Annotated in this window: 20 protein-coding genes and 1 tRNA gene; 11 read left to right on the top strand and 10 right to left on the bottom strand. The window is 61.9% G+C overall.

What is annotated here, in order from left to right; genetic code table 11:
- Positions 1-345: 345 nt before the first annotated feature.
- Positions 346-1,401, bottom strand: a complete 1,056-nt coding sequence (locus PLANPX_RS23770) for an SMP-30/gluconolactonase/LRE family protein (protein ID WP_232536227.1) — start codon at positions 1,399-1,401, stop codon at positions 346-348.
- Between the two features lie 217 nt (positions 1,402-1,618).
- Here PLANPX_RS23770 and PLANPX_RS23765 point away from each other — a divergent pair, with 217 nt between their 5' ends.
- Together PLANPX_RS23765 and PLANPX_RS23760 are read left to right on the top strand one after the other, a co-directional pair.
- A complete protein-coding gene (locus PLANPX_RS23765) occupies positions 1,619-3,238 on the top strand; it encodes an Nramp family divalent metal transporter (RefSeq protein ID WP_152101124.1) in 1,620 nt (539 codons plus the stop codon).
- Positions 3,239-3,343: 105 nt separating this feature from the next.
- Positions 3,344-3,417, top strand: a tRNA-Met gene (locus PLANPX_RS23760).
- A gap of 208 nt (positions 3,418-3,625) precedes the next feature.
- Here the strand turns inward: PLANPX_RS23760 and PLANPX_RS23755 are convergent.
- The 3 genes from PLANPX_RS23755 to PLANPX_RS23745 form a co-directional block, all read right to left on the bottom strand.
- Positions 3,626-4,783 carry a PEP-CTERM sorting domain-containing protein gene (locus PLANPX_RS23755; RefSeq protein WP_152101123.1) on the bottom strand — a complete coding sequence of 386 codons (1,158 nt, stop codon included), beginning with the start codon at positions 4,781-4,783 and terminating at the stop codon, positions 3,626-3,628.
- Positions 4,784-4,859: 76 nt separating this feature from the next.
- On the bottom strand, positions 4,860-5,894 hold the full coding sequence (locus PLANPX_RS23750; protein WP_172992293.1) for a DUF1559 domain-containing protein: 1,035 nt from the start codon (positions 5,892-5,894) through the stop codon (positions 4,860-4,862).
- Between the two features lie 424 nt (positions 5,895-6,318).
- Complete coding sequence (locus PLANPX_RS23745) at positions 6,319-7,395, bottom strand: substrate-binding domain-containing protein (RefSeq protein ID WP_152101121.1); 1,077 nt, start codon at positions 7,393-7,395, stop codon at positions 6,319-6,321.
- A 492-nt stretch (positions 7,396-7,887) separates the two neighbouring features.
- Here PLANPX_RS23745 and PLANPX_RS23740 point away from each other — a divergent pair, with 492 nt between their 5' ends.
- The 8 genes from PLANPX_RS23740 (at position 7,888) to PLANPX_RS23705 (ending at position 15,229) form a co-directional block, all read left to right on the top strand.
- Positions 7,888-8,520, top strand: coding sequence for a hypothetical protein (locus PLANPX_RS23740; RefSeq protein ID WP_152101120.1), 633 nt, complete (start codon positions 7,888-7,890; stop codon positions 8,518-8,520).
- 104 nt (positions 8,521-8,624) lie between these two features.
- Positions 8,625-9,425: a hypothetical protein gene (locus PLANPX_RS23735; protein WP_152101119.1), complete on the top strand. Its 801-nt coding sequence runs from the start codon at positions 8,625-8,627 to the stop codon at positions 9,423-9,425.
- Between the two features lie 43 nt (positions 9,426-9,468).
- On the top strand, positions 9,469-10,557 hold the full coding sequence (locus tag PLANPX_RS23730; RefSeq protein WP_152101118.1) for a DUF1559 domain-containing protein: 1,089 nt from the start codon (positions 9,469-9,471) through the stop codon (positions 10,555-10,557).
- A gap of 30 nt (positions 10,558-10,587) precedes the next feature.
- Positions 10,588-11,049 carry a carboxypeptidase-like regulatory domain-containing protein gene (locus PLANPX_RS23725; protein WP_152101117.1) on the top strand — a complete coding sequence of 154 codons (462 nt, stop codon included), beginning with the start codon at positions 10,588-10,590 and terminating at the stop codon, positions 11,047-11,049.
- Between the two features lie 64 nt (positions 11,050-11,113).
- Positions 11,114-12,598 carry a glycoside hydrolase family 99-like domain-containing protein gene (locus PLANPX_RS23720; protein WP_172992292.1) on the top strand — a complete coding sequence of 495 codons (1,485 nt, stop codon included), beginning with the start codon at positions 11,114-11,116 and terminating at the stop codon, positions 12,596-12,598.
- Positions 12,599-12,866: 268 nt separating this feature from the next.
- Positions 12,867-13,292, top strand: coding sequence for a globin (locus PLANPX_RS23715; protein WP_152101116.1), 426 nt, complete (start codon positions 12,867-12,869; stop codon positions 13,290-13,292).
- A gap of 226 nt (positions 13,293-13,518) precedes the next feature.
- Complete coding sequence (locus tag PLANPX_RS23710; RefSeq protein ID WP_152101115.1) at positions 13,519-14,157, top strand: hypothetical protein; 639 nt, start codon at positions 13,519-13,521, stop codon at positions 14,155-14,157.
- A 112-nt stretch (positions 14,158-14,269) separates the two neighbouring features.
- Positions 14,270-15,229 (top strand): YihY/virulence factor BrkB family protein, encoded by a 960-nt coding sequence (locus PLANPX_RS23705; protein WP_152101114.1) that lies wholly within the window; start codon positions 14,270-14,272, stop codon positions 15,227-15,229.
- Between the two features lie 18 nt (positions 15,230-15,247).
- On the opposite strand, the gene PLANPX_RS27575 is transcribed toward PLANPX_RS23705, so the two are convergent.
- The 6 genes from PLANPX_RS27575 to PLANPX_RS23675 form a co-directional block, all read right to left on the bottom strand.
- On the bottom strand, positions 15,248-17,206 hold the full coding sequence (locus PLANPX_RS27575) for a SulP family inorganic anion transporter (protein ID WP_172992291.1): 1,959 nt from the start codon (positions 17,204-17,206) through the stop codon (positions 15,248-15,250).
- Positions 17,207-17,349: 143 nt separating this feature from the next.
- Positions 17,350-18,015, bottom strand: a complete 666-nt coding sequence (locus PLANPX_RS23695) for a carbonic anhydrase (protein ID WP_152101113.1) — start codon at positions 18,013-18,015, stop codon at positions 17,350-17,352.
- A gap of 231 nt (positions 18,016-18,246) precedes the next feature.
- Positions 18,247-18,588: a hypothetical protein gene (locus PLANPX_RS23690; protein ID WP_152101112.1), complete on the bottom strand. Its 342-nt coding sequence runs from the start codon at positions 18,586-18,588 to the stop codon at positions 18,247-18,249.
- A 228-nt stretch (positions 18,589-18,816) separates the two neighbouring features.
- Positions 18,817-20,241: a proton-conducting transporter membrane subunit gene (locus PLANPX_RS23685; RefSeq protein WP_152101111.1), complete on the bottom strand. Its 1,425-nt coding sequence runs from the start codon at positions 20,239-20,241 to the stop codon at positions 18,817-18,819.
- A complete protein-coding gene (locus PLANPX_RS23680; RefSeq protein WP_152101110.1) occupies positions 20,238-21,629 on the bottom strand; it encodes a proton-conducting transporter membrane subunit in 1,392 nt (463 codons plus the stop codon). Before PLANPX_RS23680 ends, PLANPX_RS23685 begins: the two co-directional genes overlap by 4 nt.
- On the bottom strand, positions 21,626-24,709 hold the full coding sequence (locus tag PLANPX_RS23675) for a DUF2309 domain-containing protein (protein WP_232536226.1): 3,084 nt from the start codon (positions 24,707-24,709) through the stop codon (positions 21,626-21,628). The genes PLANPX_RS23680 and PLANPX_RS23675 overlap by 4 nt, the downstream gene beginning before the upstream one ends.
- A gap of 505 nt (positions 24,710-25,214) precedes the next feature.
- Between PLANPX_RS23675 and PLANPX_RS23670 the strand changes: the two genes are divergently transcribed.
- Positions 25,215-25,886, top strand: coding sequence for a response regulator transcription factor (locus PLANPX_RS23670; protein WP_152101108.1), 672 nt, complete (start codon positions 25,215-25,217; stop codon positions 25,884-25,886).
- Positions 25,887-25,941 lie beyond the last annotated feature (55 nt).

Raw genomic sequence — 25,941 nt, 5'->3', positions numbered from 1 at the left:
GTCGACAGGATGCAATCTGGACGCCTCCGCGCGACGCTAGGCCCTAATTCTGAAGCAAGCGGCAACGATTGCTGTGATTGCTAGTGTTAAAACCACGTTGTTAACTGCAAAGTACGGCAGTTTCTGTCCTGTGCCTCGGTCAAAAGTGCGAGTGAGAATCATAAACTGTCCGGCGAGCAGTACGATTCCGCAGAGGGAGAGCGCGGATGCTAGTGAATTCCCTACTCTATTAGCCCAAATTGGCACTAGAACGATCGTGCCCAAGGGAAACGGGAGGATCGCTTCGTAGTCGACGAATTCGAGCAGTCTGATGAGACGCATGCTTAAGAGCCTTCAAGCATTTGTCTAAAACCCCGCGCCGCGGGTTTTGGTTCTTACGCGGGCCAGGCGGCTGTTCGTCGTCATAAAGAGCGTGCTGCCGTCGTCACCCCAGGCGCAGTTCGAGACGACGTCGTCGGTCGAGATCGTGCCGAGGTGTTTTCCATCCTTCGAGATCACCAGCACGCCACCGGGGCCGGAGGCAAAGATGTTGCCGTCCTTGTCGACTTTGAAGCCGTCGGGCGAACCCTTCAGGCCTTGCTTCGCCAGCTCGGTGGCGTCGAAGAAGACGCGTTCGTTGGCGAGCGAGCCGTCGGCTTGCACGTCGAACGCCCGCCACAGCGGGGCGGTGCTATCAGACTGGCCGACGTAGAGAATCTTTTCGTCGGGCGAGAAGGCGAGACCGTTCGGCTTCGTCATCGCGCGGGTGGCGAGGGTCACCTTGCCATCGGGGCCGCAGCGGTAGACGCCCATGAAGTCGATCTCGGCCGTCTTCGGGTCGCCCCCTTTGAGCAAACCGTACATCGGGTCGGTGAAGTAGATGGCGCCACTGGAGTGGCGGACGAGATCGTTCGGGCTGTTGAATCGCTTGCCTTCCCAGCGATCGGCGATGTTGGTGAACTTCGCTTCGGGCTTCTTGCCGGCAGCGAGCGGCGCCTCCAGGCGGGCGATGCGGCGATCGCCATGCTGACACATCACGAGTTGGTCTTTGTCGTCGATGACGAGGCCGTTCGAACCGAGTTCGCCGCCGCGCGGGACTTCGCCGGTGTAGCCGGCGGGGTTGAGGAATTCTTCGAGGCCGTCGCGTTCGTTCCACTTGAAGATCGCGTTGCGTGGGATGTCGGAGAAGAGCAGCGACTTGTCGGCGGCCCACCAAACGGGGCCTTCGCTCCAGACGAAGCCTTCGGCGACGATCTCGACCGGCGCGTTCACGTCGACGAGGGCGTCGAGCGCCGCATCGTGTCGTTCAATCTTTCCCACAGCGCGAGGTTCAACGCCCATCGGTTCGGCTCCCATACAACGAATGACGCACCACGACATCAGCAGTGATGACAGAGCAATATGCTTTGGAAACGTCGTCATGGCAATTGGCTCATTGAGTGCAAAACTGCACGTGAAAAGAATGGGCCGCGGGTCGCTGTTTGAGCGGCCGCGCCCGAGATTAGTCTGTCGCAAGTGAACGAACAACCTACCACGGGCCGCCCGCAAATGCGACAATCGGCTTTCCGCCTCATCGCCGCGTCGGGCTCGTTCGGCCGGTCATTCTCTTGTTGTTCGTCCTTTTCCGTCCGAGCATTGCATGGCCGATCCGCACGCTTCGTCGACTTCTCCGCCTACTGCGCCGCTGATTGGTTCGCGGGAGATGCCGCCGTGGCAGATCGGCGAGTTGCGCGAAGCGCCGCCGATGTCGCTGAAAAGTTGGACGCAGCTGATCGGGCCGGGGCTTGTGATGGGGGGCGCTGCGATCGGCGCCGGCGAGTGGATGGCGGGGCCGCTGACGACGGCCAAGTACGGCGGAGCGATTTTGTGGCTGTCGACGCTCTCGATCCTCGGGCAGGTCGTCTACAACCTCGAGATCAGCCGCTACACGCTCTACTCGGGCGAGTCGATCTTTACTGGCAAGTTCCGGTTGCTGCCGGGGCCGTTCTTCTGGCTGGCGCTGTACTTGGTGCTCGACTTCGGCTCGGTGTTTCCGTACATCGCCTCGGCGGCGGCGACGCCGCTGGCAGCGGTGATGGTCGGCGAGATTGCGCAGCCGACGGAGACGTATCAGCTGCTCGGCGTCTCGCTCACCGGCGACGCGTTGTTGCGAACGCTGCGCTACATCTTGTTCATCGGGATGATGACGCCCCTCATTTTCGGCGGGACGGTTTACAACTCGCTGAAGGGATTAATCAGTTTTAAGATCGTCGTCGTGCTGGGGTTTTTGATCACGGTGGCATTCCTTTACTCCAACGCGGAGACGTGGATCGAGATTCTTACTGGCTTCGTGAAGTTCGGTAGCGTGCCAGTAATGGGGGGGGGCGACGACGGCCAACCGCTGACGCAGAATATTTTTGTGTCGCTGTGGAACGGCGACGGTTTTCCTGTGATCGACTCGCGGATGCTGGCGGTGCTGGGGGCGCTCGCGGCGATCTCCGGCAGCGGCGGGCTGACGAACACGGCGATCAGCTCGTACACCCGCGACCAAGGGTGGGGCATGGGCGCCAACGTCGGCGTCATTCCCAGCATGGTCGGCGGCGAGAAGATGCAGCTCTCGCACACGGGGATGATTTTTCTGGTCACCGCCGAATCGCTGCGGCGGTTCCGCGGGTGGTATCGCTACGTGTTGCGCGATCAGCTGGTGGTGTGGATGCCGGCGTGTTTTGTCGGTATCGCGCTGCCGTGCATGTTGTCGATTCAGTTCTTGCCGCGCAACACGCAGGCCCGCGATTGGGAGGCGGCCGCGCTGACGGCGAACGGTTTGCGCGACGCGGCGGGGCCCGTGTGGGGGCAGTTCATGTGGTTCGCGGTGCTGTTCTGCGGCTTCCTCGTGCTGGCGCCGAACATCACCACCACTGCCGAGAACGCGCTGCGGCGGTGGGTCGAAGTAAGTTGGACCGCGCTGCCGCCGCTGCGACGGTGGGATCCGCACCGCATTCGCTATCTCTTCTTCGGGACGTTGTGCGCGTACGCGGCGTTCGGGCTGGTGTCGCTCACGCTGTGGGACTCAGTGCGGCTGCTGAAGTGGGCCGCCGCACTCTACAACGCAGCGATGGGTTTCAGCTGCTGGCACGTGCTGGCGGTGAATCTCATTTTGTTGCCGCGGGAGCTGCGGCCGAACTGGTTCCTGCGGATGGGGCTGCTGCTGGCGGGCGTGTTTTTCATGGGCTTGGCGGTGATTTCAGCGTATAGCATTTGGAATGAGGTAAAGATTTGAGCCGAGCGGGCGTGAGATCGCTGCAATGAGGGCCATAGCGCTGTTTGCACCCCGAAAACGGCTCCTTGTCGGTCAGCGGAATGTGAGCTAGAATTGCCGATCTGACGCGGGGTGGAGCAGCCAGGTAGCTCGCGAGGCTCATAACCTCGAGGTCGTCGGTTCGAATCCGGCCCCCGCCACTTGAAGAACCTCTGGAGTCGCACATGCGATTGCGGAGGTTTTTTCGTGCGCTCTCGTAGTACGGCAAGTTGCCTTACGGTCCCCAAGAGCCACGCGCGCTTCCGCCGTGCTGCACTTCCTCGGCGCATAATAATGAAAAAGGCCACCGCTGATTCGCGGTGGCCTTCTTGTTGGCTGTTCGTTTGCAACTGATTGGTCGACGCCGATCTACGATCGTCGCCGCATCGCAGCCGAGGCGAGGATTGCGATGCCTGCAAGCGTTAGCGCGGCAGGTTCCGGGACCGCCGAGATCGGCGGCGTCGGGCCGGCGCCGAAGTTGGCATTCCAAGCCGCGAGGTCGAGGTCGTTTACCGCACCATCGCCGTTGGCGTCGCCGTCGGCGAGCAGGGCGCCGGTGGCGAGGCCGTAGCCGCGTTGCCAGATGAGGAAGTCGGCGCCGTCGACGAACGTATCGGCGTTGAAGTCGGCGTTGACTGGCGGCGCGACGGCGATGACGTCGTACGAGATCGGCGTGCTGAGTTGGAAGCCCTTCAGGGCCCAGGCGCCGACGTCGGTCTTCAGGGTCAACGGCACGTCGCCACCAGCGGGACTGAACGTCGCGCTGAGCGTGTTGGTGATCGGGATATTGCTGACGACCGTGCCGGTGGAGGTGCCGAATCCCCACGTATTGGTCCCATCGGAGAGGGTGGCGCCTTCGGAGGCAATGTCGAGGCTATTCGAACGGAACGCGGTGAAGCGCGTGGTCCCGGTGGAAATCGGCGTGAAGCTAAATGATTCGGTCGGTGCTCCGCCCCACACGTAGTTGCTGGCGGTGATCGTGCTGAAATTTAGCTGCTCGCCGGCATCGAGATTTCCGTAGTTCTGGTTGGCGGTGTTGGCGATCGCCAGCCCGTTGCCGGTGTTGCCGTTGGCAGTGATGAGGTTCATGCCGTTGGCCGACGAAATGGTAAACAGGATGTCGTAGCTCAGCGTTACGCCGGCGGGCACGCCGTTGCCGTTGAGCCAGTCGTCGGCCGTACCGGCTGCCGCATCGGCGCCGACGGAAGTGGCGTTGCCGGTGATCGAGACGTGGCCGCTGACCGTCGTGCTCGAACCTGTGGGCGAGGAGCCAGGGCCATTCGGGGTGCGGATGCTCCCGGTGAGTCCGTTCGACGGGCCGATGGTGTATTGGGTGCCGTCGCTGGAGTTGGTCGAGCCGGTGAAGAAGGGCGAGCCGGCCGAAGTCGTGGTGCTGAACTGGTCGTGGCTATGGTTCGAAAAGCCGCGGCCGGTGACAGTAATAGCTTGGGCGGGCGTGACGGCAACGCTGGCGAGCAATCCAGTGAGCAAAGCGACGAGCGTGGACGAGAGTAGGGAGCGACGCATGAGGGGAGAATCCTGGGTAGTGACTGGCGAGTGGTGATTAGTGACTTGTTTGCGGCGAGAGATGTTTCACGTGCGGCTACTGGCCGTTGCCTTCGGGGTCGTTCGCGTACAGCGGCGGATCGTCGGCGGCGATGGTGCTTTGCGAACGCCACACGGCGAGATCGACGCCGTCGCTGACGAACTCAGCGGAGCCGTCGCACTTTGAGGCGTTGACGCCGCCCGAGTGGGCGCTGCGCGAGGCAAGAATGAATTGCGCAGCGCCAGACTTCCGTAGGCATGGCGCGATGGCGTTGTTTTGCGTCGAGCATACGGTGACGTCTGGCGCCGAAGAGTTGGGCGCCATGCGAGTCGTGATCTGGTAGGAACCCGCGGTAAAGATCCAAACGCGGGCTCGACGGTCTTGATCGTTTTCGTCGTCCGACGGGACTTGGCGCATTTCAAGCTGTAGAAAGGTATTGCTCAAGCCATCGCTGATGTTCTTGTAGTTGACCTGTTGGCCGGAAGTGTCTTGCTCCTTATTTGGCGTACCGGTCTCCTTGCCGAAACGCCAAAACTCTTTCTTGGCGTCGTCGTTGGGGACGCCCGGATTCGCCCAGAACGGTCCGCGACGCAGTGGATCGCTCACGAGCTGAGAGTATGTGCCATAGCCGTAGTTAAACCCGTAGCTCGATTTACGATCGCCGCCGTTGTCGTTACCGCCTTCAGTATGAAGCTGCGATTCGTCGCTGGCGCACGCCAACATTGGTTCCGGGCGCGACAGCAGGTTCAAGTTTTTGGGGGCTGTGGCAGCAGCTGTGAAATCGTAAGCCGCGCGTAACGCGGAGCCTTCCATAAACGGCAGCAATTGGAGGTACAGCTGCGATCGATGCTTCGTCAGCGATGGCTGCCGATTGATATCCACGGGCAGATAGCGGAACGTGTCGTGATGGTTCTGCATCGCCAACCCGAGCTGCTTGAAGTTGTTCAAGCATTGGCTGCGGCGGGCGGCCTCGCGGGCGGCTTGCACGGCGGGCAGCAGTAAGGCTACGAGGACGCCAATAATGGCGATCACAACCAATAGTTCGACTAACGTAAATCCGGAATGGCGGCGTTGGCGTCCGGTGACAGGCATATTCTCGCTCCTCGTTCTGGCCTCGCACGGCAAGGCGGGGCCTCGCTCTCGGCGGGCCCCCTTATGCCAGTGACGTGCCAAACGGCGGCTGGGGCGTGATTTTTGCGGGAAGCGCTGAAAACAAATGCGCAATGACAAGAGAAAAGACGAGTGAGCTGACTCGCGACTATGTTCTACAACGGGCGTTTTGCCCAGCAAATAGCGTAGTTTCCCAGGAAATAGCGGGTTGAAGGGTTTTCCCCAGCGCCTCATGAGGGCGAGCGGACGCTAGCATCCGGAGGCCGCGCTGGAAACCGGATAGTCATCATCAGCCACGGGCGATCCGTGTTATATAACGGCCGTCCGTCTTCTGTACAGGCTAATATCCCTCTCAAGAGGGCGTTAGTCGCCAGAATCTGTCGCTAAATACGCCTTCGCCAGGCAATTACTTCTTGGCGATGGAGGCGGCAGTGGGGCGGCGGGTTGATTCGCCCTCAAATAACGCGGCGCTTTTGGGTTCGAGCAGTTTGGCCCCGTCGAACTGATCGGGCCCGAAGATCCAGTCGAAGCAAGCCCCCAGCACTCCGGCGAGCTTCGGCATTTGCAGGCCGGTAATCGACGGGCAGAAGAACTCGGCCGGCGGTTCGATGTTCATCGCGCAAATCGACAGCTCTTTGCCGACGTGCACGCCCCGTTCCCAACTCGCACGCATCATGCCGATGGCGGCCGGGCATGTGGTGCCGACTAGCGCCGTCGCTTCGATCTGGCCGTTGTCGAGCAGACGCGACATTAACTTGTAGGCGGCGATCGTCGGATCGGTGTAGGGAGCGGCCGGGTTGTCCCATAGGCGGCCGGCGATGCCCTTACGCTCGATCCATTGCCGCCAAATGTCGATACGGCGGCGGATCTCGGCGTTCTGATTCTGAGTATTGACGCAATCGATCTGCCGATGGCCCAGGTCGTACAGGTGGTTGAGAACCTTCTGAATACTGGCTTGCGAGAAGAGTCGGATCGACCTGATGCCGACGTCGGAATAGTCGCCGTCGAGCATTACGATCTTTTTGGCTTTGAACGCCTCGATCAGCCGCGGCGGAAGCGGTTCGCCTGACGGAATGACGATGGCGCCGCGAGCCTGGGCGGCGGCTTCGACGACAGTGCTTTCATCCCAATGAACGAACTGCACCGGCCGCAGACGGACTTCGCGTTCGTCGGCGAACTCGGAGACGAGGCCACGAAGCTGCGTCAGGTAAGTCGACGCATACGCGGGATAAAGGAGCACCACCTCCGCAGGTCGAGTCCGCTTGGCGTACGACGGGTGGACGTCGAGGGCGCCGGACGGATGGCGGGTGAGCACCTTCAGTTCAAGTAATTCAGAGACGGCCCGGCGAGCCGTCATGTAGCTAACGCCCGTATCTTCGGCGATCTTCCGCTCGCCGGGGATGCTGCTGAGCAGGTAGTCGCCCTCGTCAATGCGACGCTGGATGACGGACATCACCTCCGTATATTTGGCTGGAGCCGGCATGCGTGCGTCGCGAAAGGCGGATTGAGTTCGGGGCTCGTTAATTCGGGGTTGGCAGCTCGCGTGGCCGCTAGCGTCGCAGCGGGTGCGAGTGAATTTGCAATGTGCGGCTGCCGGGCGTTCCTGCGAAACAGCCGGCCAATGCCGACGGTATCGCTACGCGGCGGCCGTATAGAGCGTATCTCAGAAAAGAGCGGTAGAACCGTTGACACCCTCTTTTTCTTAGCATAGCATGAACGCTACAGGTTGCAAGGATGAGGCCACCTACTTCTCCGATATCGTCTTGATCGAAATTTTAAGTCGACTCTTTTTCTCCACGTTCTTGCTCGCTATTCGTCGCATCGGCTCTCATTTGCGTGTGCCATAGGCGGCGGTTTATCTCATTCGGCTGACACCAACGTTTTTGCATTTCTAGGCGCGATTGATCGCGTCTCGACCTCTTCCGTCAACACTCCTCTCATCACTCTTGAACACCTTCGAAGGGAGAAAGATCCAATGATGAAGTCTTTGCGTCGCTGCGCCTTGATGGCAGCGCTTGGCAGCATGTTGCTGTCGGGAGTCGCCCAGGCCGATGCGCTGATTACAAACTTCGACAACTTCGTTTCCGACGCCCTTTATCCTTCGTGGGCCCTGCCGTCGAGCACCGTCGTCTCCGGCCCCACGAGCTACAGCATCACGGCGACGGGCTACGGCAGTAATTACAAGTACATCGGCTTTCCGGAGATCGTCGGCGCCGGCAACAACACCATCGAGTTGACCGTCAACTTGAGCGGTCCGGCGGCTGCTGACGGCATGTTGGGTCCGATCGTCGGCCTCATCGACGGCGACGGCACGCACGTCAACTATGCGTGGTACGGGCAGACCTTAGGAAGCCATGTGCTGACGCTGCCGGTCGATTCGCCGACGTGGACCGCCGTGGCGGGGACGACGCCGGGTCTCGACCTCAACACGCTGACGCACATGCACATGCAACTCGATCCGGGCGGTTTCGGATCGCAAGGGCAATACACGATTGAATGGCAAAACCTGCGGTTGACCAACGTGGTGCCTGAGCCGGCGACATTGACGCTCGCCGCGTGCGCCGGCGCCTTGGTGCTGGGTTGCCGCCGCCAACGGGCGAGGTCGTAAGAATCATCGGCGGCCGCCGTGCACTGCTGCTGGGGGCACGCAGTGCACGGCGCGCCGTTGTTGCAACACAAGTTCGAGATTTTCGAGACGGGGATGCGACTCACATGAAGAACCTGCTCACTCTCATTGTTCTCGGCACGGCTGTCTGCTTGCCGTTGTCGTTCAGCGGAACGGCGCGAGCCGACGTGCAGATCGCCAGCTTCGACTTGGGTTTTTTTGAGGATGCGCTTTACGCCTCCTGGGTGGCGCCTTCAGCGACCATCGACTACGGCGCGACAAGCTACAACGTGACCGCTACCGGATACGGCAGCAACTACGTCTACATCGGTGCGCTGGCAATTCAAGGCGCGGGGAGCACGGACATCAAACTTGACGTCACACTTGAAGGGTTGCCTACGGCCGATGGTCATCTGGGGCCAATTGTTACGTTGATCGACGCTGATGGCACAAGCGCCAACTTTGCTTGGTACGGTCAGCTCTTAGGAAACCACGTGCTGACGATGCCCATCACGTCTCCGACCTGGTACAGCGCGCCAGGCACCACGCCCGGCCTCGATCTGAATTCTCTGGCCCATATGCATATGCAACTCGATCCAGGTGGGTACGGCAGTTCGGGCACCTACACGGTGCGTTGGAACGACCTAAGCCTGATCACGCAGGCTGGCGTGCCGGGGGATTTCAACAGCGATAGCCGCGTCGATGGGGTCGACTTCCTCGTCTGGCAGCGCGGCGGATCGCCGACGGCGCTCAGTCCGGCGGACTTGGCGACTTGGAAGGCAAACTTCGGAACGGGAGCGGCGGCGCCCGCGGTGGCGGCCGTGCCGGAGCCGGCGACGTTCGGCTTGTTGGCCGTTGCTGGATTGGCGTTGTACGGCGTCGGGCGGTCGCAGCGAGTCGCACGCTAACGCACGAACCGCGTGGAAGCGGAATTGCAGAGGAGTTGCATGTATGTCCAGAAGAATGAACAGCTGTTCGCGGAGCGCCTGGCGAAGCGGCGGCTTCACGCTAGTGGAACTGCTGGTGGTGATCGCCATCATCGGCGTCTTGGTGGCGCTCTTGCTGCCCGCGGTGCAAGCGGCGCGGGAGGCGGCGCGGCGCTCGCAGTGCACGAACAACCTAAAGAATATCGGATTGGCTTGTCTGAACCACCACGATGCTAAGAAGTGCTTTCCGCAGAGCATTCCGCATGTAGACGGCTGGGACAATCAGACGGCTCAGTGCGGCAGCGGTAGTGCTGCAGTTCGAGAAACGGTTGCCGTTCCCAAGCCGGGGTACAACGGCAAAGGGTGGATCGTCGACATCCTCCCTTATATTGAGCAGCAGGCTTCTCATGCTCAGATTGTCGCCAATTACGTTTGCGCTCCGGGCGTGATGTTTCGTGCCCGTGCGACCATCGGTTTTGGGATGGGCAATTTAGCAATTCGACCAATTGTTTCCACTCAGCTTCCCATTTTGAGTTGCCCCTCAGACGATTCGGCTGCGCCGTCGGATGGCCAGCAATGGTACTGGAACTTTCAACCAGGCACGATTACCGCGACGACCAGCTACAAAGGCTGCATCGGCGATTCGCTCCTCTCCGTCGAAGCGACGCCTTGCAGCACGAACGTCGATCCGCCTGCCAGCAACATCAGCGGTTCGCCTGACACGCACAACACGATGTCTAACAACGGCATCTTTCAGCGGGCCAGCATCTGGACGCCGCTGAACATGAAGCGAATCACCGACGGCAGCAGCAACACGTTCCTGGCCGGCGAGAACGTCGTCTTCACCGATTACCACTCGGCGGCCTTCTTCTCCGACGGCGATTGGGCGACTTGCAGCATTCCGCTGAACTATCTGCCGATTCAGTTGTCGCCGGAAGACTTCAAAGATGCGACGATTTCGAAATCGGTCCGCGGCTTCAAGAGCATGCACGCCGGCGGCGCCCAATTCGTGATGGCCGACGGTTCGGTGCAGTTCGTTCAAGAGGGAATCGATATGCTGAGCTATCGCGCCCTCTCGACGCGCGACGGCGGCGAAATTGCGCGGCTGCCGTAGCAAGCAATAGGAACCTAGCGAGGGCTCGGCGTGCGCCAGTTCAGTACATCGTTTGTTTACCCCGCCTTGATGCTGTCGGCCTTGCTTGTCGGTTGCGGCGGCACGAGCAACCAAGCGACCGTCGAGGGCATCGTTACGCTGGAAGGCGCGCCGGTTCCTTCGGGTTCGATCTCGTTCGTTCCTACAAGCGGCGGGACGCAGTCGTACGCGATGAGCGATGCAGCCGGCAACTACGAGGTCTACACCGGTCGCGAGGCGGGCTTGAAGCCGGGCGAGTACAGCGTGACGATCGTCGCCCGCGAGCGCCCAGCGGTGAACCAAACCGAGTTAGGCGGCCCGGCGCCGGCCGGAGCGGCGATCACGCCCGCCTGGTACGCCTCGCCAGAGACCTCGGGCCTGAAATTTACTGTCGCGCCTGGGGCGAATGAGATTAACCTGGAGTTGTCGAAGCAAGCTCCCGCCGGCTGGCGCGAGCCGGCGAAGCGACGTTAAACGACTCCTCAACTCTCCGCGGGCCGCGTTCTGCCGTGCGCTCGCTTTGATTGGCAACGCCCCTTTGAGCCGACTTCTCCGATCGCTGCCGCTGCTCGCCGCGCTGCTGATTGCAGCGTCGTCGCTGCGCGTCGTCGTTGCGGCCGATCCGGTGAAGACCAATCCAGCGAAGGTCTACATGCACTACATGCCGTGGTTCGAAACCCCGGCGACGCTCGGCGGCAGTGCATGGGGCTGGCACTGGAAGATGAGCAACAAGAATCCCAACGTCGTGGATTCGCAGGGACGCCGTCAGATTGCCGCTCACTACTATCCAAAGATCGGTCCGTATGCGTCGCGCGACGCCGACGTCATCGAGTATCATCTGCTGTTGATGAAGATGAGCGGCGTCGACGGCGTCATGGTCAACTGGTATGGCGTCCAGGGTTCGAACGGCGACATTAACGACCTGCTGAACAGCTCGAACGCGATTATCGCCCAGACGAACGATTTCGGCCTCGATTACAACGTCGTTCTCGAAGATCGCTTCTCGACGAATATCAGCCAGGCGAAGGCCAATGTCGCTTATCTACGCGACAATTACTTCAACGATCCGAACTACATTCGCATCAACGCCGACAACGATCCGCTGTTGAACGTTTTTGGGCCGATCGCGTTTCAACAGCCGGCGCAATGGACCGAGATTCTAGGACAAGCGGGCGAGCCGGTTGATTTCCAAACGCTGTGGTACGAGCGGAACGACGCCGGAGTGAACGCCGACGGCGAGTATGCGTGGATCTATCAAGACGCGAGCCGGACGTATGATCAGCACGTTGAAGACTTTTACAAGTTTCGCGCGACGGCGTCAGGCTCGTTTGGCGGCGTCGCGTTTCCTGGTTTCAACGACTACTACGTCCAAGGGGGCGTCGGCGACATCATTCCGTTCGACATTCCGCACAACAACGGGCAGGTGCTCGATCGCACGTTGAGCCTCGCCAACCAGTACGCCAGCAAGCTCGACTTCGTGCAACTTGCCACTTGGAACGACTTCGGCGAAGGAACGATGTTCGAGCCGACGGTGGAAACGGGCTACGACTATTTGCTGAAGCTGCAGGATTTTACCGGCGTCGAGTATGGCGAGGCGGAACTGGAGTTGGTGTTCCAACTCTATCGTGCGCGGAAGGCGTATGCGGGCGACGCTGCGAAGCAAACGCTGCTAGACAATGCGGCGGCGCTGTTGAACGATCTGCAGATCAGCGATGCGCGGTCCATCATCGACAACCTGCTGCCGCCGGGCGATTTTGACGGCAACGGCACGGTCGATGGCGCCGACTTTCTTGTCTGGCAGCGCGAGAACGGCAGCACCGGTTACTATCCGCTCAAGCAAAATGCCGCCGATGGGAACGCCGACGGCGTTGTGGATGACGCTGATTTAGATTTGTGGCGGCAGTACTTGGGGTTCGTGAGCACGAGCATCGGGGCAGCGGCCGCTGCGGCGGTTCCTGAGCCGGCGGCGCTGCCGCTCATTCTCGCGGCGGCCGCGTTCTGCGGGTTGCGCCGGCGTCGCTAAGACGCGGCGAACGTCGCAGTTGCATTCCTAGCCCCGGGCTCCGCCCGGGGGGGCAGTGCGAGCGACTACGCTTCTCTGAATGGCAAACCGACCCCCGGGCGGAGCCCGGGGCTAGAGTCGATGCGTCCAGGGCCGTGCGGCCATTCCAGCAGCGGTTGCTACAAACCGAAACCCCAACGGGATTCCGCTCGTCTCCTCGCCCCGCGACCTAAGTTGAAAATAGAGAGGCGCCTCGGCCTCTGCCTTATCAATCGCGGGAAACAGACGAATGACTGCCGACAAAGACCTAGTTCAAAGCAGCTACGGCGCGTGCTGCCTCTCGCCGAAATTTTTCGATGATTTCTACGATGCGTTTTTGGCGTCGTCGAGCGTCATCGCCGGCAAATTCGTCAACACCGATATGGCGAAGCAAAAGCGGCTGCTCCGCGACGGCATCTCGTTCATGATCATGTATTTCAACGGCACGGCCGTCGGACGGATGAAGGTCGACAAGCTCGGCGAATCGCATTCGCAGGGGCGGATGGACATCAAGCCGCAGTGGTACGACCTGTGGGTGAACGCCCTCGTGAAGACGATCGCGAAGCATGACCCGAAGTTCTCGCCCGTGACTGACCGAGCCTGGCGGACGGTGCTGGCGAAGGGCATCGAGGCGATGCGGAGCCAGTATTACGCTCCGGCTGCGGCCGGCGTCTGAGCGAAACGCGGAAACGGCTCGCCTGTCGGAAGAATTCGGGATCGAATAAGAACATTTTGTCTGTGCGTCGCTACTACCGGAACAACCGGACGGTTGCGACGGCCATTTCTCGATCCAATCGACGACGGCAAACCGCATCCAGGCGAAAGTTGACATAAGCTTGCCAATGTCCCTCAGGCTTTTCCCCGTCAGAGATCCGTAACGACTCAGCAGCGAGCCGCTACCGATGATCGAAACCTCCGCCGTCGACGATGACTACGCCGCCGTTGGCGGCGCAGTCTGCGCACTCGATGACGCTATCGAGCGTTGCGGCAGCTGCAGCACGCCCGTGATGCTGCGTCGGCCGAGCGTCTCGGCGCCTGCCAGCCCGTGGCTCTGCCGGCGGTGCGGTTCGGTTTTCTTTGCGCGACCGCAAGAGAAGGACGGCAAGCTCCTGCGTGGAGTCGCCAAGCCGATCTGCTACCACGAAGTGATGCGCGAGCTGAACGTTCACCTCGGCGCCGGGGCGCAAACGGCGAGCAAACGCGATGTGATGCGGCTGGTGGAGTGCTTCGCCAATCGCAAATTCATGGGGACCGATACGCGTGCTCAGCGGCGGCATATCGTCGCGGCGCCGGTGACGGTGATTCCGCTCAGCGGCGACTTGCGGATTACGGCGCCGGCGGAGCGGGTGCTGACGCTCAACGTCTCGGGCGGAGGCGCCGCGCTGTTCCACACGCGGCGGATCCCGCAGCCGTACCTGGCGATTGATTTTACTTACGCTGGCGTCAATCTACTGCCGGTCGTTCTGGAAACGACTCGCGTTCGCCAAGTGGCCAACTCGTACGAGATTGCCGGGCGGTTTGTTTGCCGGATCACGCCATAGGCCGTTGATTTTCGCCCCAGGTCGTCGCCGGCATGCATCCGACCGTGCGGCACGGAGTTTGCCGCTATGGGTCTAATCGAGGACCCACGAACTGCAGGCGGCAGGCCCGGCGATGTTGTTTCCTTCCCGAACGCTGCACGAGTTGCCGCGCGTCTTGCGCGGTGCGTTCTTTGAATGGCACGAAGACAAAGTGCCGCGGATGGCGGCGGCGATTGCCTTCTACGCCGTTTTTTCCCTCACGCCAATCGTCGTCATCGCCTTCAAAATTGCCGAGCGGAGCTTCGGCTCGGAGGTGGCGCTGCGCGAGATTCTCGCCCAAGCGGCTTTCCTAATTGGCAACGACGGCGCCGCGGCGATCGAGACGCTGATCGCCAACGCCCAGCCGCGGGCGGCGACGCCGATCGCGACGGGGATCGGCATCGCCACGATGATCTTCGCCGCGACCGGCGTTTTCACGGAGCTGAAAGATTCGCTCAACACGATCTGGGAAGTTCAGCCGAAGCCGGGGTTGGGGATCGTGCAGATGATCATCGACCGCTTCTTTGCGTTCGCGATGGTGCTGGTGATCTGGTTTCTGATGTTGATTTCGCTCGTGACGAGCGCCGCGATGGCCGCGGCGGTGCGAGTGGCGTCGCCGTACGTCGTCGGGGTTCAATTCATCGAATCGCTTTTATCGCTGGCGCTAATCACGCTGCTGTTCGCGCTGATTTACCGCGTGCTGCCTGACGTGAAGGTGGCGTGGCGCGACGTGTGGCTGGGGGCGTTCGTGACGGCGGGGCTGTTCGTGATTGGCAAGTTGCTGTTTGGGCTCTATCTAGGTCACAGCTCGCTCGGTTCGAGCTATGGGGCCGCGGGGTCGCTTGTGATCGTGATTCTGTGGGTGTACTACTCGTGCCTCATTCTGCTGTTCGGCGCCGAGATGACGCAGGTACAGGCGCGTATCCATCACGTGCCGCTGGAGCCGACGGAGAAGGCGGTGCACGTCACCGAGCATGCCCGCGTGCAGCAGGGGATACCGCGGACGAGCGACGTGCGGGCCGCGGTGCAGGGCGACGAAGTGAGTCAACGATAGTGCTATAGATTGCGACAGCTACGCTGCTTCTGGTTCGCCAGTTGTCCTCCTGCGAGGCGACGAGCGGTGCGCACTGGCGCGTAGCGTGTCCCAATCGATCGACAGCCGCCCGCCGGAGGCTTGGTGCTGCTCGCCCCAGGAGGTGAGCAATTCGAGGCAGGCGTGATCGATGTACGACAGACGGTCGAGTTCGACCTGAACTTCCGCATCGCTGGGGAACTGCTCGAGTGCGGCAGCCAGTTTGGGCAGCCGGACGAACGTTGCCGCTCCGGCGAGTCGCATGCGGTAGCGGTTCTGCGCTTCATCGCGGTCAATCTTGATGCCAAGCCGCGAGAAGGTGTACAGGAGCTTGGCCGCGGCGAGCGCGATGCCAACGACGACGCCGACCAGCAGATCTTTCGCAACGATCGTGATCAGCGTCGCCAGATAGATGGCGACCTCGCCCCAGCCGAACTCGAGGAGTCGTTTGATCTCCTTGATGTTCACCAGCTTGTAACCGGTGTAGACGAGCACCGCGGCGAGGCTGGCGGTGGGAATCATCTGCAAGAGGCCGCCGAGCGCGACGACGAACACCAACAGCCAAACGCCATGAAGAATGGTCGAGAGGCGGCTTTTGGCGCCGGCCTGGACATTAGCTGAGCTGCGGACGATGACGCCGGTCATCGGCAGCGCGCCGAGCGTGCCGCAGATGATATTGCCGACTCCTTGAGCCGTCAGTTCGCGGTCGTAGTTCGTGCGTTGACCATGCGCCAGTTGGTCGACGGCGGTGGCGCACAGCAGCGTTTCGGCGCTGGCGATAATGGCGATAAGCGCCGCGGTTTGCAGCAGCTCGCCCCAATGGGCGTTTTGCAACAGCGTGAGCGTCGGCAGGCGAACCTCCTCCCACAGGCTGCCGGGGAGTTCGACGTAGAATACGGGCAGCATCAGGAAGTAAGCAGCCAGCAGCGCCGCGACGATCGCGATCAGCGGCGCCGGGACGAGCCGAAGCTTCCGCGGCGAGAGTTTTTGCCACAGGATGATGATCACGATCGTGCCGATGCCAAGGATCGCGGCAATGCGATGGTTCCTCAGCCGCTTGGCGGCAACATCGATCGCGGCCACGGCGGCCTCTTGCGTAGCGATCGCATCAACCGCTTTGCCTGAGCGAAGCGCCGCCTCAGCAGCTTCGCTACGGACGATCGCCTCCTGGAGCGCGACCTTGGCCGCGTCGAGGTGAACTTGGCCGTCCGAGGCGCCCTCGGCCGTAATCATCTCGTCGCGAAGTTGCAGCAGGTGTCGCGTGATGCGTTCCTGCTCGGGGATGAGCGTTTTGAGCTGCGGTTCTTCGACTTGCTCGAGCGCCGGGCTCGCTGGGGCGATGTGCGCGTAAGGAATGAGCTCCGCGGCGTGGACCCGCATGTTGATCTGATCGTGATGGAGGTCGGCCATCTCCTGCAGAGCGTGGCGGCGGAAGATGCGCTCTTCTTCGCCGGCAAGCGGCGGGCCGTTGAATGTCTTGTAGATCGCTTGCGGGATGGTCGCGAGATTTTCCAAGCCGCTACGACGCGGTTTGTCGTCGACCATCACATGGAACTGGCTGGCGAAGATGAGGACGCCGATGCCCGCGAGCATGCCGTGGATGACGGCGGGCGAGACGGCGCGGAACCAGGGGCCGAGCTTCAGTCCGCCGGCGACGATCTGCATCGCGCCGGCAATGAGGACGGCGAGGCCAAGCATTTCGAGGCCAAGCCGCTGGATGATTTCAAAAACGATGACGGTGAGGCCGGCGGCGGGACCGCTGACTTGCAGCTGACAACCGGCGAGCGAGCCGGCCACGATGCCGCCGACGATACCAGTGATGAGGCCCGCCGCCACCGGGGCGCCGGACGCGAGCGCAACGCCCATGCAGAGGGGGAGGGCGACGAAGAAGACGACGATCGACGAGAGGAAGTCTTGCTTCCAATAACGCAGCGGCGAGGCTGGTTCAGGTTTGTTCATTGGCGGCTAGAGAACTGCAATCATCAAGTGCTCTCACCAGAGAACACAGAGGCCACATAGAAAAAGCACGAAGAAGATTGGCTGCCTCAATCAGCGCCCTCTTCTCCGTGCTCTCTGTGTCCTCTGTGGTTAATCGCCTGTGTTTAGATCGCTCGCAAGTGCGGCATGATCGGACGGGGCTCGAAGCCTTGGTCGCCCACCGATTCGAACTGTCCGTCTTGCGGATTGAATGCGAAGACTTGGCCTGTTTCGAACTTGTAAACCCAACCGTGGAGCCGCAACTCGTTGCGCCCCATCGCAGCTAGGACGCTGGGATGAGTGCGGAGGTTTTCAAGCTGGACGAGGACGTTTTCCTCGACGGTCGCGGTGAGCTTTGCCTGCGGATCGGTGATGTGTCCGTAATTTTCGCGAATGATGCGAGCAGTCGCCTCGGCGTGGCCGAGCCAGCCGCGCACCGAAGGGAGGTTCGTCACCTGGCTCGGGTCGAGCAGTGCGCCCATGGCGCCGCAGTGGGAGTGGCCGCAGACGATGACATCCTGCACGCCGAGGACGGCGACGGCGTACTCGATGGTCGCCGCTTCACCGCTGCTGGTATTGGAGTAGGTGGGAACGATGTTCCCCGCATTGCGGAGGATGAATAGTTCGCCTGGCTCGGTCTGAGTGATCATGTTCGGATCGATGCGCGAGTCCGAACAGGTGATGAACAGCGCCAGAGGCTTTTGGCCCTCGACGAGCCGCTTGAAGAAGCGCTCGTGCGTGGAGAACACGTCGTTTTGGAAGCGATGAACGCCGTCTACTAGTTTTTGCATGGTAGGTAAGATTCCGAATCGTAAGTCGGTGAATGGCGCAGCCGATGGTCGGCCGCGGCATGTAAGTCGAAGCGAGCAGCCGGAGCCGACGGACGCAAGATGCGCTCGCGTAGGCTCGACGAGGCAACCGCAAGTTCGACTGGATGGAAGAAACGCTCTGGCAAACGCCGCCGAGTTCGTCGAGCGACCTCACAGGCGCACCGCAAGAGCGCGCCGGAGGCGGTTGCCCTGCTAACAGCGCAGCGGAAGCGCCAGTCCGGCCGAGAGGTGCGGAATCGAATCAACGTAATGGGCCGCTAAGGCTGGCGAACGACAAACATGGGCCGCCACTTGGCCGCTCTTCACCGGGTAAGCGAGGTCGACGTAGCGGAGGCTGCGTCGGAACTCTCCGATCGGTTTGGAAGCGGTCGCGGCCTCTTCTTGAACCTCAGATTCGACCTCGGTCTGCACGAGCGAGAGACTCGGGATCGAGCCGTACGCGACTAGTGCGATCGCCAGCACCATTGATCGAAACGCGCATTGCCCGCCCCATTGGCAAGCGACGTTCGCGGCGTTGATCAGTGAGCGAATCATGGCGTCCAGAGGGGCCGCTGGGCCCGAAAATCGCCTGCCAAAACCTATTAGCAGTCACTGATACTTCTAGTTCGCGGCTGGGGAAAAGTCAACGCGGTCCGAGTTGGCTCGGGTCGCCGAGGCGTCAATATTTGCATCGGCGCCGGACACTTTGGACGCCAGCAAAACCGGGGAAAAGAAGCCGCAGAAAGCGGTAAGTTTGGCCGCTTACGGCCGACATGCTCTCGGTCAGTCGCTGGCAGCTCGCATCGCCGACCTCTGGCCAAGCCGCTCAAGGCGGGCGGCGATCAATTCGCTGGCGGCGCGGTAACGCGAGGTCAGCCCTGGCTGAGGAAAGAGGCCGCCGCCGAGCAGGAGCGCTGCAAGGGCCAGCACGGCGATCCGTTCCGGTAGGCGGCTTCGCAGGGAGATCGTCGGGAAGTAACGCTTGCCCGTGAAGATGCGGAAGTAAGCCTGCAGCACGGCGATGCCGTTGAGCGCGGCAGTGAGCACCGCCAGCAAGCAGATCCACGGGTGGACGCCGATGGCGCCCTCAAGCAGCAGTTCGGCGCCGACGAAGCCGATCGTCCCGGGAAAGCCGATGCTCGCGAGGCCGGTAATCAGGAAGAACGCCGCGAGCGTTGGCGTATGTTCGTAAAGGCCGTGGAATTCGCTGAGCGAGAGGCGGCCAGTACGGGATTCGATCGCTCGCAGCGTCAGGCCGAATCCGGTGAGCGCCAGGCCGACCGAGATCCAGAGGCAGAGAGCGCCAGTCAAACCGATGGGAGTGGCCGATTCAAGTCCGACGAGCACGAGCGACGAGTGGCTCAAGAACAAATAGCAGAAGAACCGCCGGCCGTCGCGTTGCACCAGCGCCATCCCAGCGGCGTAGACGGCCGTGACGATGGAGACTAGTGCGAGACTCTGCAGGGCCCAGTCGGGAGCCGTCGGCAGTAGCAAGCGCACAGCCGCGTAGACGCCGACCATGGGCGTGACGAACAACAGCGACGTGCCGAACGCGGCGTGTTCGAACAGGTCGGTGATCCAGCAGTGGAACGGCACGGCCCCGCAGCGCAGCAGCACGGCGGCGGTCAACAGTCCAAACGCGAGACTCGAGGACGCCGTGCCGGGCGTTGTTCGTTCGACAAGCCACCATCCAGCGACGAGCAGCGTGACGAAGAATGAAATATGAATCGCAAACACGCGCATTGGTTTGCCGCGACTGTGGAGTTCCCATAGCGGCGGCAGCACGCTGATCGCGAGCAGGGCGACGATGCCCCACGAGTGGCGGCAGCTGAGCGTCGCGAGCAGGATCGTCTCGGAGAGCAAACTGATCGTGAACGGATAGTGGCGGAATTTTGTGCGCAGCGTCGCGAGCGCGGTGACGAAGCTGATTAGCGCCGCCATCGGCAGTAGCGGCGCATTTAATTCGTCGATGACGAAGAACTCGACGCCGAAGAGCCGAGAGGCGATCGACCAGCGGTCGTGTGCTGCAATTGCATGGAGTGAACCGAAGTCGAGCCAGGCTCCTGCTGCGCACGCGAGCGACAACCCGCTGCAGAGGAGCGTGCGGCGCTGAGTCGCTGCATGGTTGCGCAGGCCGATTAGTGACAGCGCGCCGAGCGCTGGCAGCGCGATCGCCAGTTGCAACCAGGGAAGGTGGAGTTCAGTCACTGTATGTCGTCGGCGACGTCTCCCGTTGCTTGGAGGGGCGCGGCGTTGCGCGACGTTTGGCCTGCCAGGAAATTCGTCCAGCGTCGTTCCATGGCGTCGCACCGTCGGAAGAAGCTGAGAAACGGACGAACGCAGTAGTCGCCAAGCAGCGTGTCGAAGAAGCCGCGTTCAAATGCCAAGCGGAACGCCTGGCGACGCAGTGCCGCGGGCACAATGCGTTGCCAGAACGTCGCCTGTTGCGGGAGATGGCCGCCGATGGCGTTTTCGAGGTCGTGGTAGTCGTGCAGCAGCGTCGGTGCCCGCAGGAGTTGCAGCGTTCGCAAGCAGGCATGGCCGATGATGTGGATCAGCGCGATGTAACGGAGGCCGCAGCCGATTTCGACGAAAATGATGCTTACCTGAGTGAGCGCGGCAAAGGCGAGGGCGCTTTTCACGTCGGTTTGCACTCGCGCGGCGAGTGCTCCAAAAATTGCTGAAACAAGCCCAAGCGCCACGACCACGACGCACAGGAGCGTCGATGCTTCGAGCAGTGGGCCGAATCGCAGCAACAAGAAGGCGCCGAGATGAACCGACAGGGCGCCGTAGAAAATAGCGCTCGACGGCGTGGGCCCTTCCATTGCGCGCGGCAGCCAGCCTGAGAACGGAACGAGCGCGCTCTTGCCGGCCGCGGCGACCAACAGCAGCAGGCCGACGAACAACGCCTGATTCGTAGTGAGCGCTGCATGCCCCGCGGGCCATGGGCTGTTCCCCATCAATCCGCCGAAGTCGCCGCCACCAGCGAGATGGTGGAGCGCGAGCGTCGCCAACAGGAACGCCGCATCGGCCACGCGATAGACGGTCCAAACGCGCAGCCCGTTTCGCACCGGCGCCGAGCGTTCGTGGAAGAAGCCGACGAGAAGCGCGGACGACAGGCCGACGAGTTCCCACCCGGCGAACAATGTTTCGATCGTCCCGGCCAGCGAGGTGACGACCATCCCCAGCAGGAACATCGCATATAGCACGAAAAATCGCCCGTAGCCCGGCTCGCGATGTAGGTACTTGCTTGCGAACGCGCCGGTCACGCCGCAGAGGGCGAAGGAGAGAATCACGAATGGCACGGAGAGCCGATCAAACACGAACTTGAAGGTGAAATGAAAGTGCTGCTTCTCAAGTGCCAGCCAGTGGCCCATGTCGAGTTCAACCAGTCGGCGATCGGTAATTAGCATCAGCACGAGAATGCCGATCGATGCAAGTAGCCCCGTCGCCACGGCGCCCTGAGTGAGCCGGCTCGCCGTCCGTTCGCGTAGCGGCCGGCCGACAAGCGACGAGACGCCCAGCACCGTCAACAGCAGCGTCGGGCACGCAACGACGGACGTTCCCAGCAGTTGGAAGAGTTGCTCGTCGTTCATCGCGGCGTCCTCCCCTTGAGCCTGGAAGCGGGAGTTGGCGAGACGGACGCTTTGATTGAAGCGTAGCCCAGATGATCGCGCCAGCCGCGGTACCAATCGATCGAAGCCGCTGCTTCGGGCAGTTGGTCGGATTCGGTAACGTATCGCTCGAATCGCCCGTTGCTGAAGAGGTGGATCGTCGCGTTTTCAGGACTCAACGTCGCCAGTTGCACCCACTCGTTGCGGCAAAGCCGCGCGATCGTCGGGTTGGCGGTCATGATTCGCTCCAGTGCGGCCGGCGTTGTTTCAATGACGAACAGGATTCGGAGCGGTTCATGGATTTCGATCATCTGGGCCGAAAGCCCTGGCCGCAAATCGCTCGACGCCCCTTCCATCACCCCCAGCAGCGACGTGATGTTGTGGGGCAACTTTGAGCCACAGCCGTAGCCCTCGACGTCGACGCAGGAGAAGTAGTACTCCAGATTGATGCCCGCGCAAACGGGGATTACCGCGGCGAGGATTCTTGCCAGGATTGCCCCGTCCTCGGCGTCTTGCGTCGGATCGTACGACGCCAGGAAGGTGCGCCGATCCATGAAAAGCCCGCGGCTCCGTGCACGTCGTCCGACGAAGACTGCTGCGTTGGTCGCGTGATTGTACTCGGGCCGCGCTTGCGACAAGTCTTCCGAGCGGAGCTCGACATGCGCGAGCGCCGCGGCGGGCGTGAGCGATAGTTCCGCCGATTCAAAACGTCGGCAGCGTTCGTGGGCGTTGCGGCGCCGCGCTTCGTCGATGGTTCGCCGCGTCGTCGCGAACAGTTCTTGGTGGGCGGCCGGCAGGCGATCGAGATCGAAGTAGTCGACGCCATCGGTGCAGGTGTTGTGAAACGCGCCGATGAAGTAGGCTTCTGCGGGAATGTCGAGCCCGCGGTCTGCCAGTCTCGCTCGGACGCGTGGGTCGTTTGCCATTTGGCAGAAGGCGCGGGCATTCGGTCCGCCGCTGCCGCCGCTACAAGCGCCGCAGTTGTAGGCGCTTTCATGCGGGTTGTTCAAGCTGGACGAACCATGTCCACAGAACAGTACCAGTCGTGAAAAATTGCGAGTAAGTCCCGTATCGCGAAGCGTCTGCTCGACGACGTCGGTCATTTCGTCGACGCTGTAGCCCACGTGGCCTGCGTCGGGGCCGGGCTTCGCTTCGCTTCGCTCAAGCAGCAACTGCGTTGCTGCGGGCGGGCGAACGATCTGACCGAACAGCTTGCGGATCTGCGCGGAAATGCGCGGAAACAGGATCCGAGTCACGAGCGGCACGGACGCCAGCGTGCCGAAGAGGGCCGTGACGGCGCCGCCGAGAAGCGAACGGCTGCCCCGGTGAAACTGATGCGAAGCCGCGCCGAACAGCCGCCGAAAGCGCGACCGACGACGATCGACTTCTTCGAGTGCGTACGCCGGCAGTTCTTTGACGTAATGCTGCGGTTTGACTGCCACCGGACACAGAGGCCGGCTGTGGGCGTCGGCAACGCCGCGGTAATACATCGCCACGCCGAAGAAGCCGGCGTATCCAAGCGTCTCGCACGCAGGATCGACTTCCTCCAAGTGGCGCCGGAACGATTCTTCGCGGTCGTCGATGCAGCAAACGATCTGGAACGAAGGCGCCTGCCGCGAGGCGGCGTCATTCGGCTGCTGGCAGCGGTTGTGAATCGCGAGGGCGTCGAGCGTTTGATTGCGGTAGCGGCGCTCGTAGGCCAACTGAAATGTGCGGCGGCGCTCGAAGTCGTCGAAGGCGGACAGCTCGTCCGCCAGCTGCCCCCAAGTCTTTTCAGGCAAACGGAAGAGTTCTTCAGGCAGGACGCCCCGCACTTGGCAGAGCTGGAAAACCAAGAACGCCAGTTGCGTCTTGCCGGTGGGCGTGCGCGCGGCGTGAATTGCGGTGACTCGTGAGCGAAGCATTGCGAGCGGCTCCGCATCGCCCAGCGCTTCTTTCGCGATGTGAGCGGCGGCGAAGCGATCGAGCAGCAGCCGTACCGCCAGGAATTCGACGAGCGTGCCGCGCGGCGCCGGCCGTACGGCCCATTCGGCGTTCGTCTCCATCTGCCAGATCATGCCGGCCCAGCCGCGCAGCGCAAGCAACGACGCCGCGATGAACTCGTCGCGTTCCTCGGCCGAGACGCCGAGGAGGTCGAGCGATTCCTCGATGCACGCGAGCGGCGTGACTTGCTCGCGCTGCAGTCTGGCAAGTTCGCGTTTGATCCCCATGAGCCAGTGGGGAACGACGCCTCCCGAATGACCGTACACTCTCAGGAACGACTGATAGAACCCGGCGTCGCGATCAGGAAGCGGCCAGTGGGCGTACCCTTGGTCGAGGAAGGCCGCGGCGTAGCGAATCAGCACTTCGTTGGCCAACTCGTCGGCGTCGACTCCGGTCGCCTGCAGCAGGGCGTCGCGGTGGCGCAGGGCTGCCGGCGGGGCGGGAGTCGTTCGGCCGGTGCGCTGGACGCCGTCGAAAGAAAGTCGCCACAAGAGTTGCAAACAAACTTCCTCCCACTGGGCGTCGTGCCACGATTCGATCTTTTGGCGATCAAACTGATCGAGTGTTTTCTCAATCAACTGCTCCAGCAACGGCTCGCTTAGTTGTCCCGAATTCGCGACACCCGCACGGAAGTCGCGCATGATCCAGCGACGCGTTCCCTCGACCAGTCGCCGGCGAATCTCCGGCGGGACGTCGCTGCGAAAGGTGCGCAGCGCGTCGGTCTCGGCGACCACCCACCGTAGTTCGGGGCTCGGCGCCGTGCGCAGCGAATGCTTGAGCATCGCGAGCCGGAGGTGGAAACGCGTTCCCAGCAGCCCGATGAGTTCGTCGGCGCGATCGGCGAGGTCTGCTTCGAGGACGGCGGCGAGATCCGCTTCCTTGATTCGCCCGCGCGCGAGTTCGCGTCGGTAGCGTTCTTCCATCAGGAACGGTTGACTGCCGTAGACGCGTTGCGAGCGGCCGAGCGCCGCGTCGAAGCGCAACTCCTCGAAGGCGTGGAGCGTATTATGATGGACGAAGACCGTGATCGGGCCCTGAGTCGGCAGCAGATGGGCGGCCTGCTCGATCGAACGAAGCAAGCGATCGGCTTTCTCTGGAGAAAGGTCGATCGGGGCAGGGCGCTCAGAAGAAGCAGTTAGCGCCACAGCGGGAGGAGCTCCGATTACGAGCTGGGAGGGAGGGGGAGGCGACGGGCGGGAGCTGTTTAATCGGTGCGGTTGTTTTTCATGTTTGAAAAAGCGGCCAGCGGTGACTCGGAATTGCATTCATGTTCGAAGTTACCTTTCAATTTTGTATACTTTCACTGATCGGCGGCAGCCGTCAACGGTAATTACAAAATAGACAGACCGCTATTACTCCCGTGCTGGTACGGATTTCCGCTAATTAGCCCGTCGCCCCCAGGAGCCCGCGGACGCTATTCTTAATAATAGGACTGTCGCAACTTCAGGGATGAAAGCCGCCGGCTCTGCCGGTGGACGATGTACGAATTAAGCCTGGCGGCCATTCGTCCACCGGCGAAGCCGGTGGCTTTAATCGCCGCCCCCGTCATTCAACTTCTCGCCTCACTTACGGAACAGATGCAATATGGAAGTCCTTGTCGTAGAAGATGACGACATTCTCGGGAAAGCGATTCGCCGCGGTCTCGAAGACGCCGGTCATCGTTGCACGCTCGCCGCCACCGGGGCGAAGGGGCTCGACGTCGTCGTCGCCCAGAAGTGCGACGCCGTCGTCCTCGACCTGATGCTCCCGGATCAGTCGGGTATCGACGTGCTCCGCACCATCCGCAGCCAGGGAATCCGCACGCCGGTGATCATCCTGACTGCCTTGGGCTCTGTGGAGGAACGCGTCGACGGCCTGAACGCCGGCGCCGACGACTATCTAATCAAGCCATTTTCGTTTCCCGAACTGCTCGCGCGGCTCTCGGCCGTGGCACGGCGCGCCCACAATCTGACGGCTCAGAGTCTGTGCGTCGGGCCGCTGTCGCTCGACTTGGCGACGCGTCGGGTTACGCGCGACGGTCAAGAAATCGATCTCACCCCAACCGAGTTCAGCCTGCTTGAGTTCCTGATGCGGAACGCGGGGCAAGTGCTGACCCGCAAGATGCTGAGCGAGCATCTGTGGGATTCGAATTGGGAAGGCGTGACCAACGTGATCGAAGTCCACATCACGCGACTGCGCGGGAAGATCGATCGCGACTTCGGCGAGCCGTTGTTGCAAACCGTCCGCGGTCGGGGCTACGTGCTCAAGGGCGTCTAAACGACGTTCGTGCGGAGCGAGACGCGGCCTTGCAGACCACTTTCACGGAATGACG

The organism is Lacipirellula parvula (genome assembly GCF_009177095.1).
GTDB lineage: Bacteria > Planctomycetota > Planctomycetia > Pirellulales > Lacipirellulaceae > Lacipirellula > Lacipirellula parvula.
Note: the sequence above shows the minus strand (reverse complement) of the source record. Positions and strands in the feature narration are given on the sequence as shown.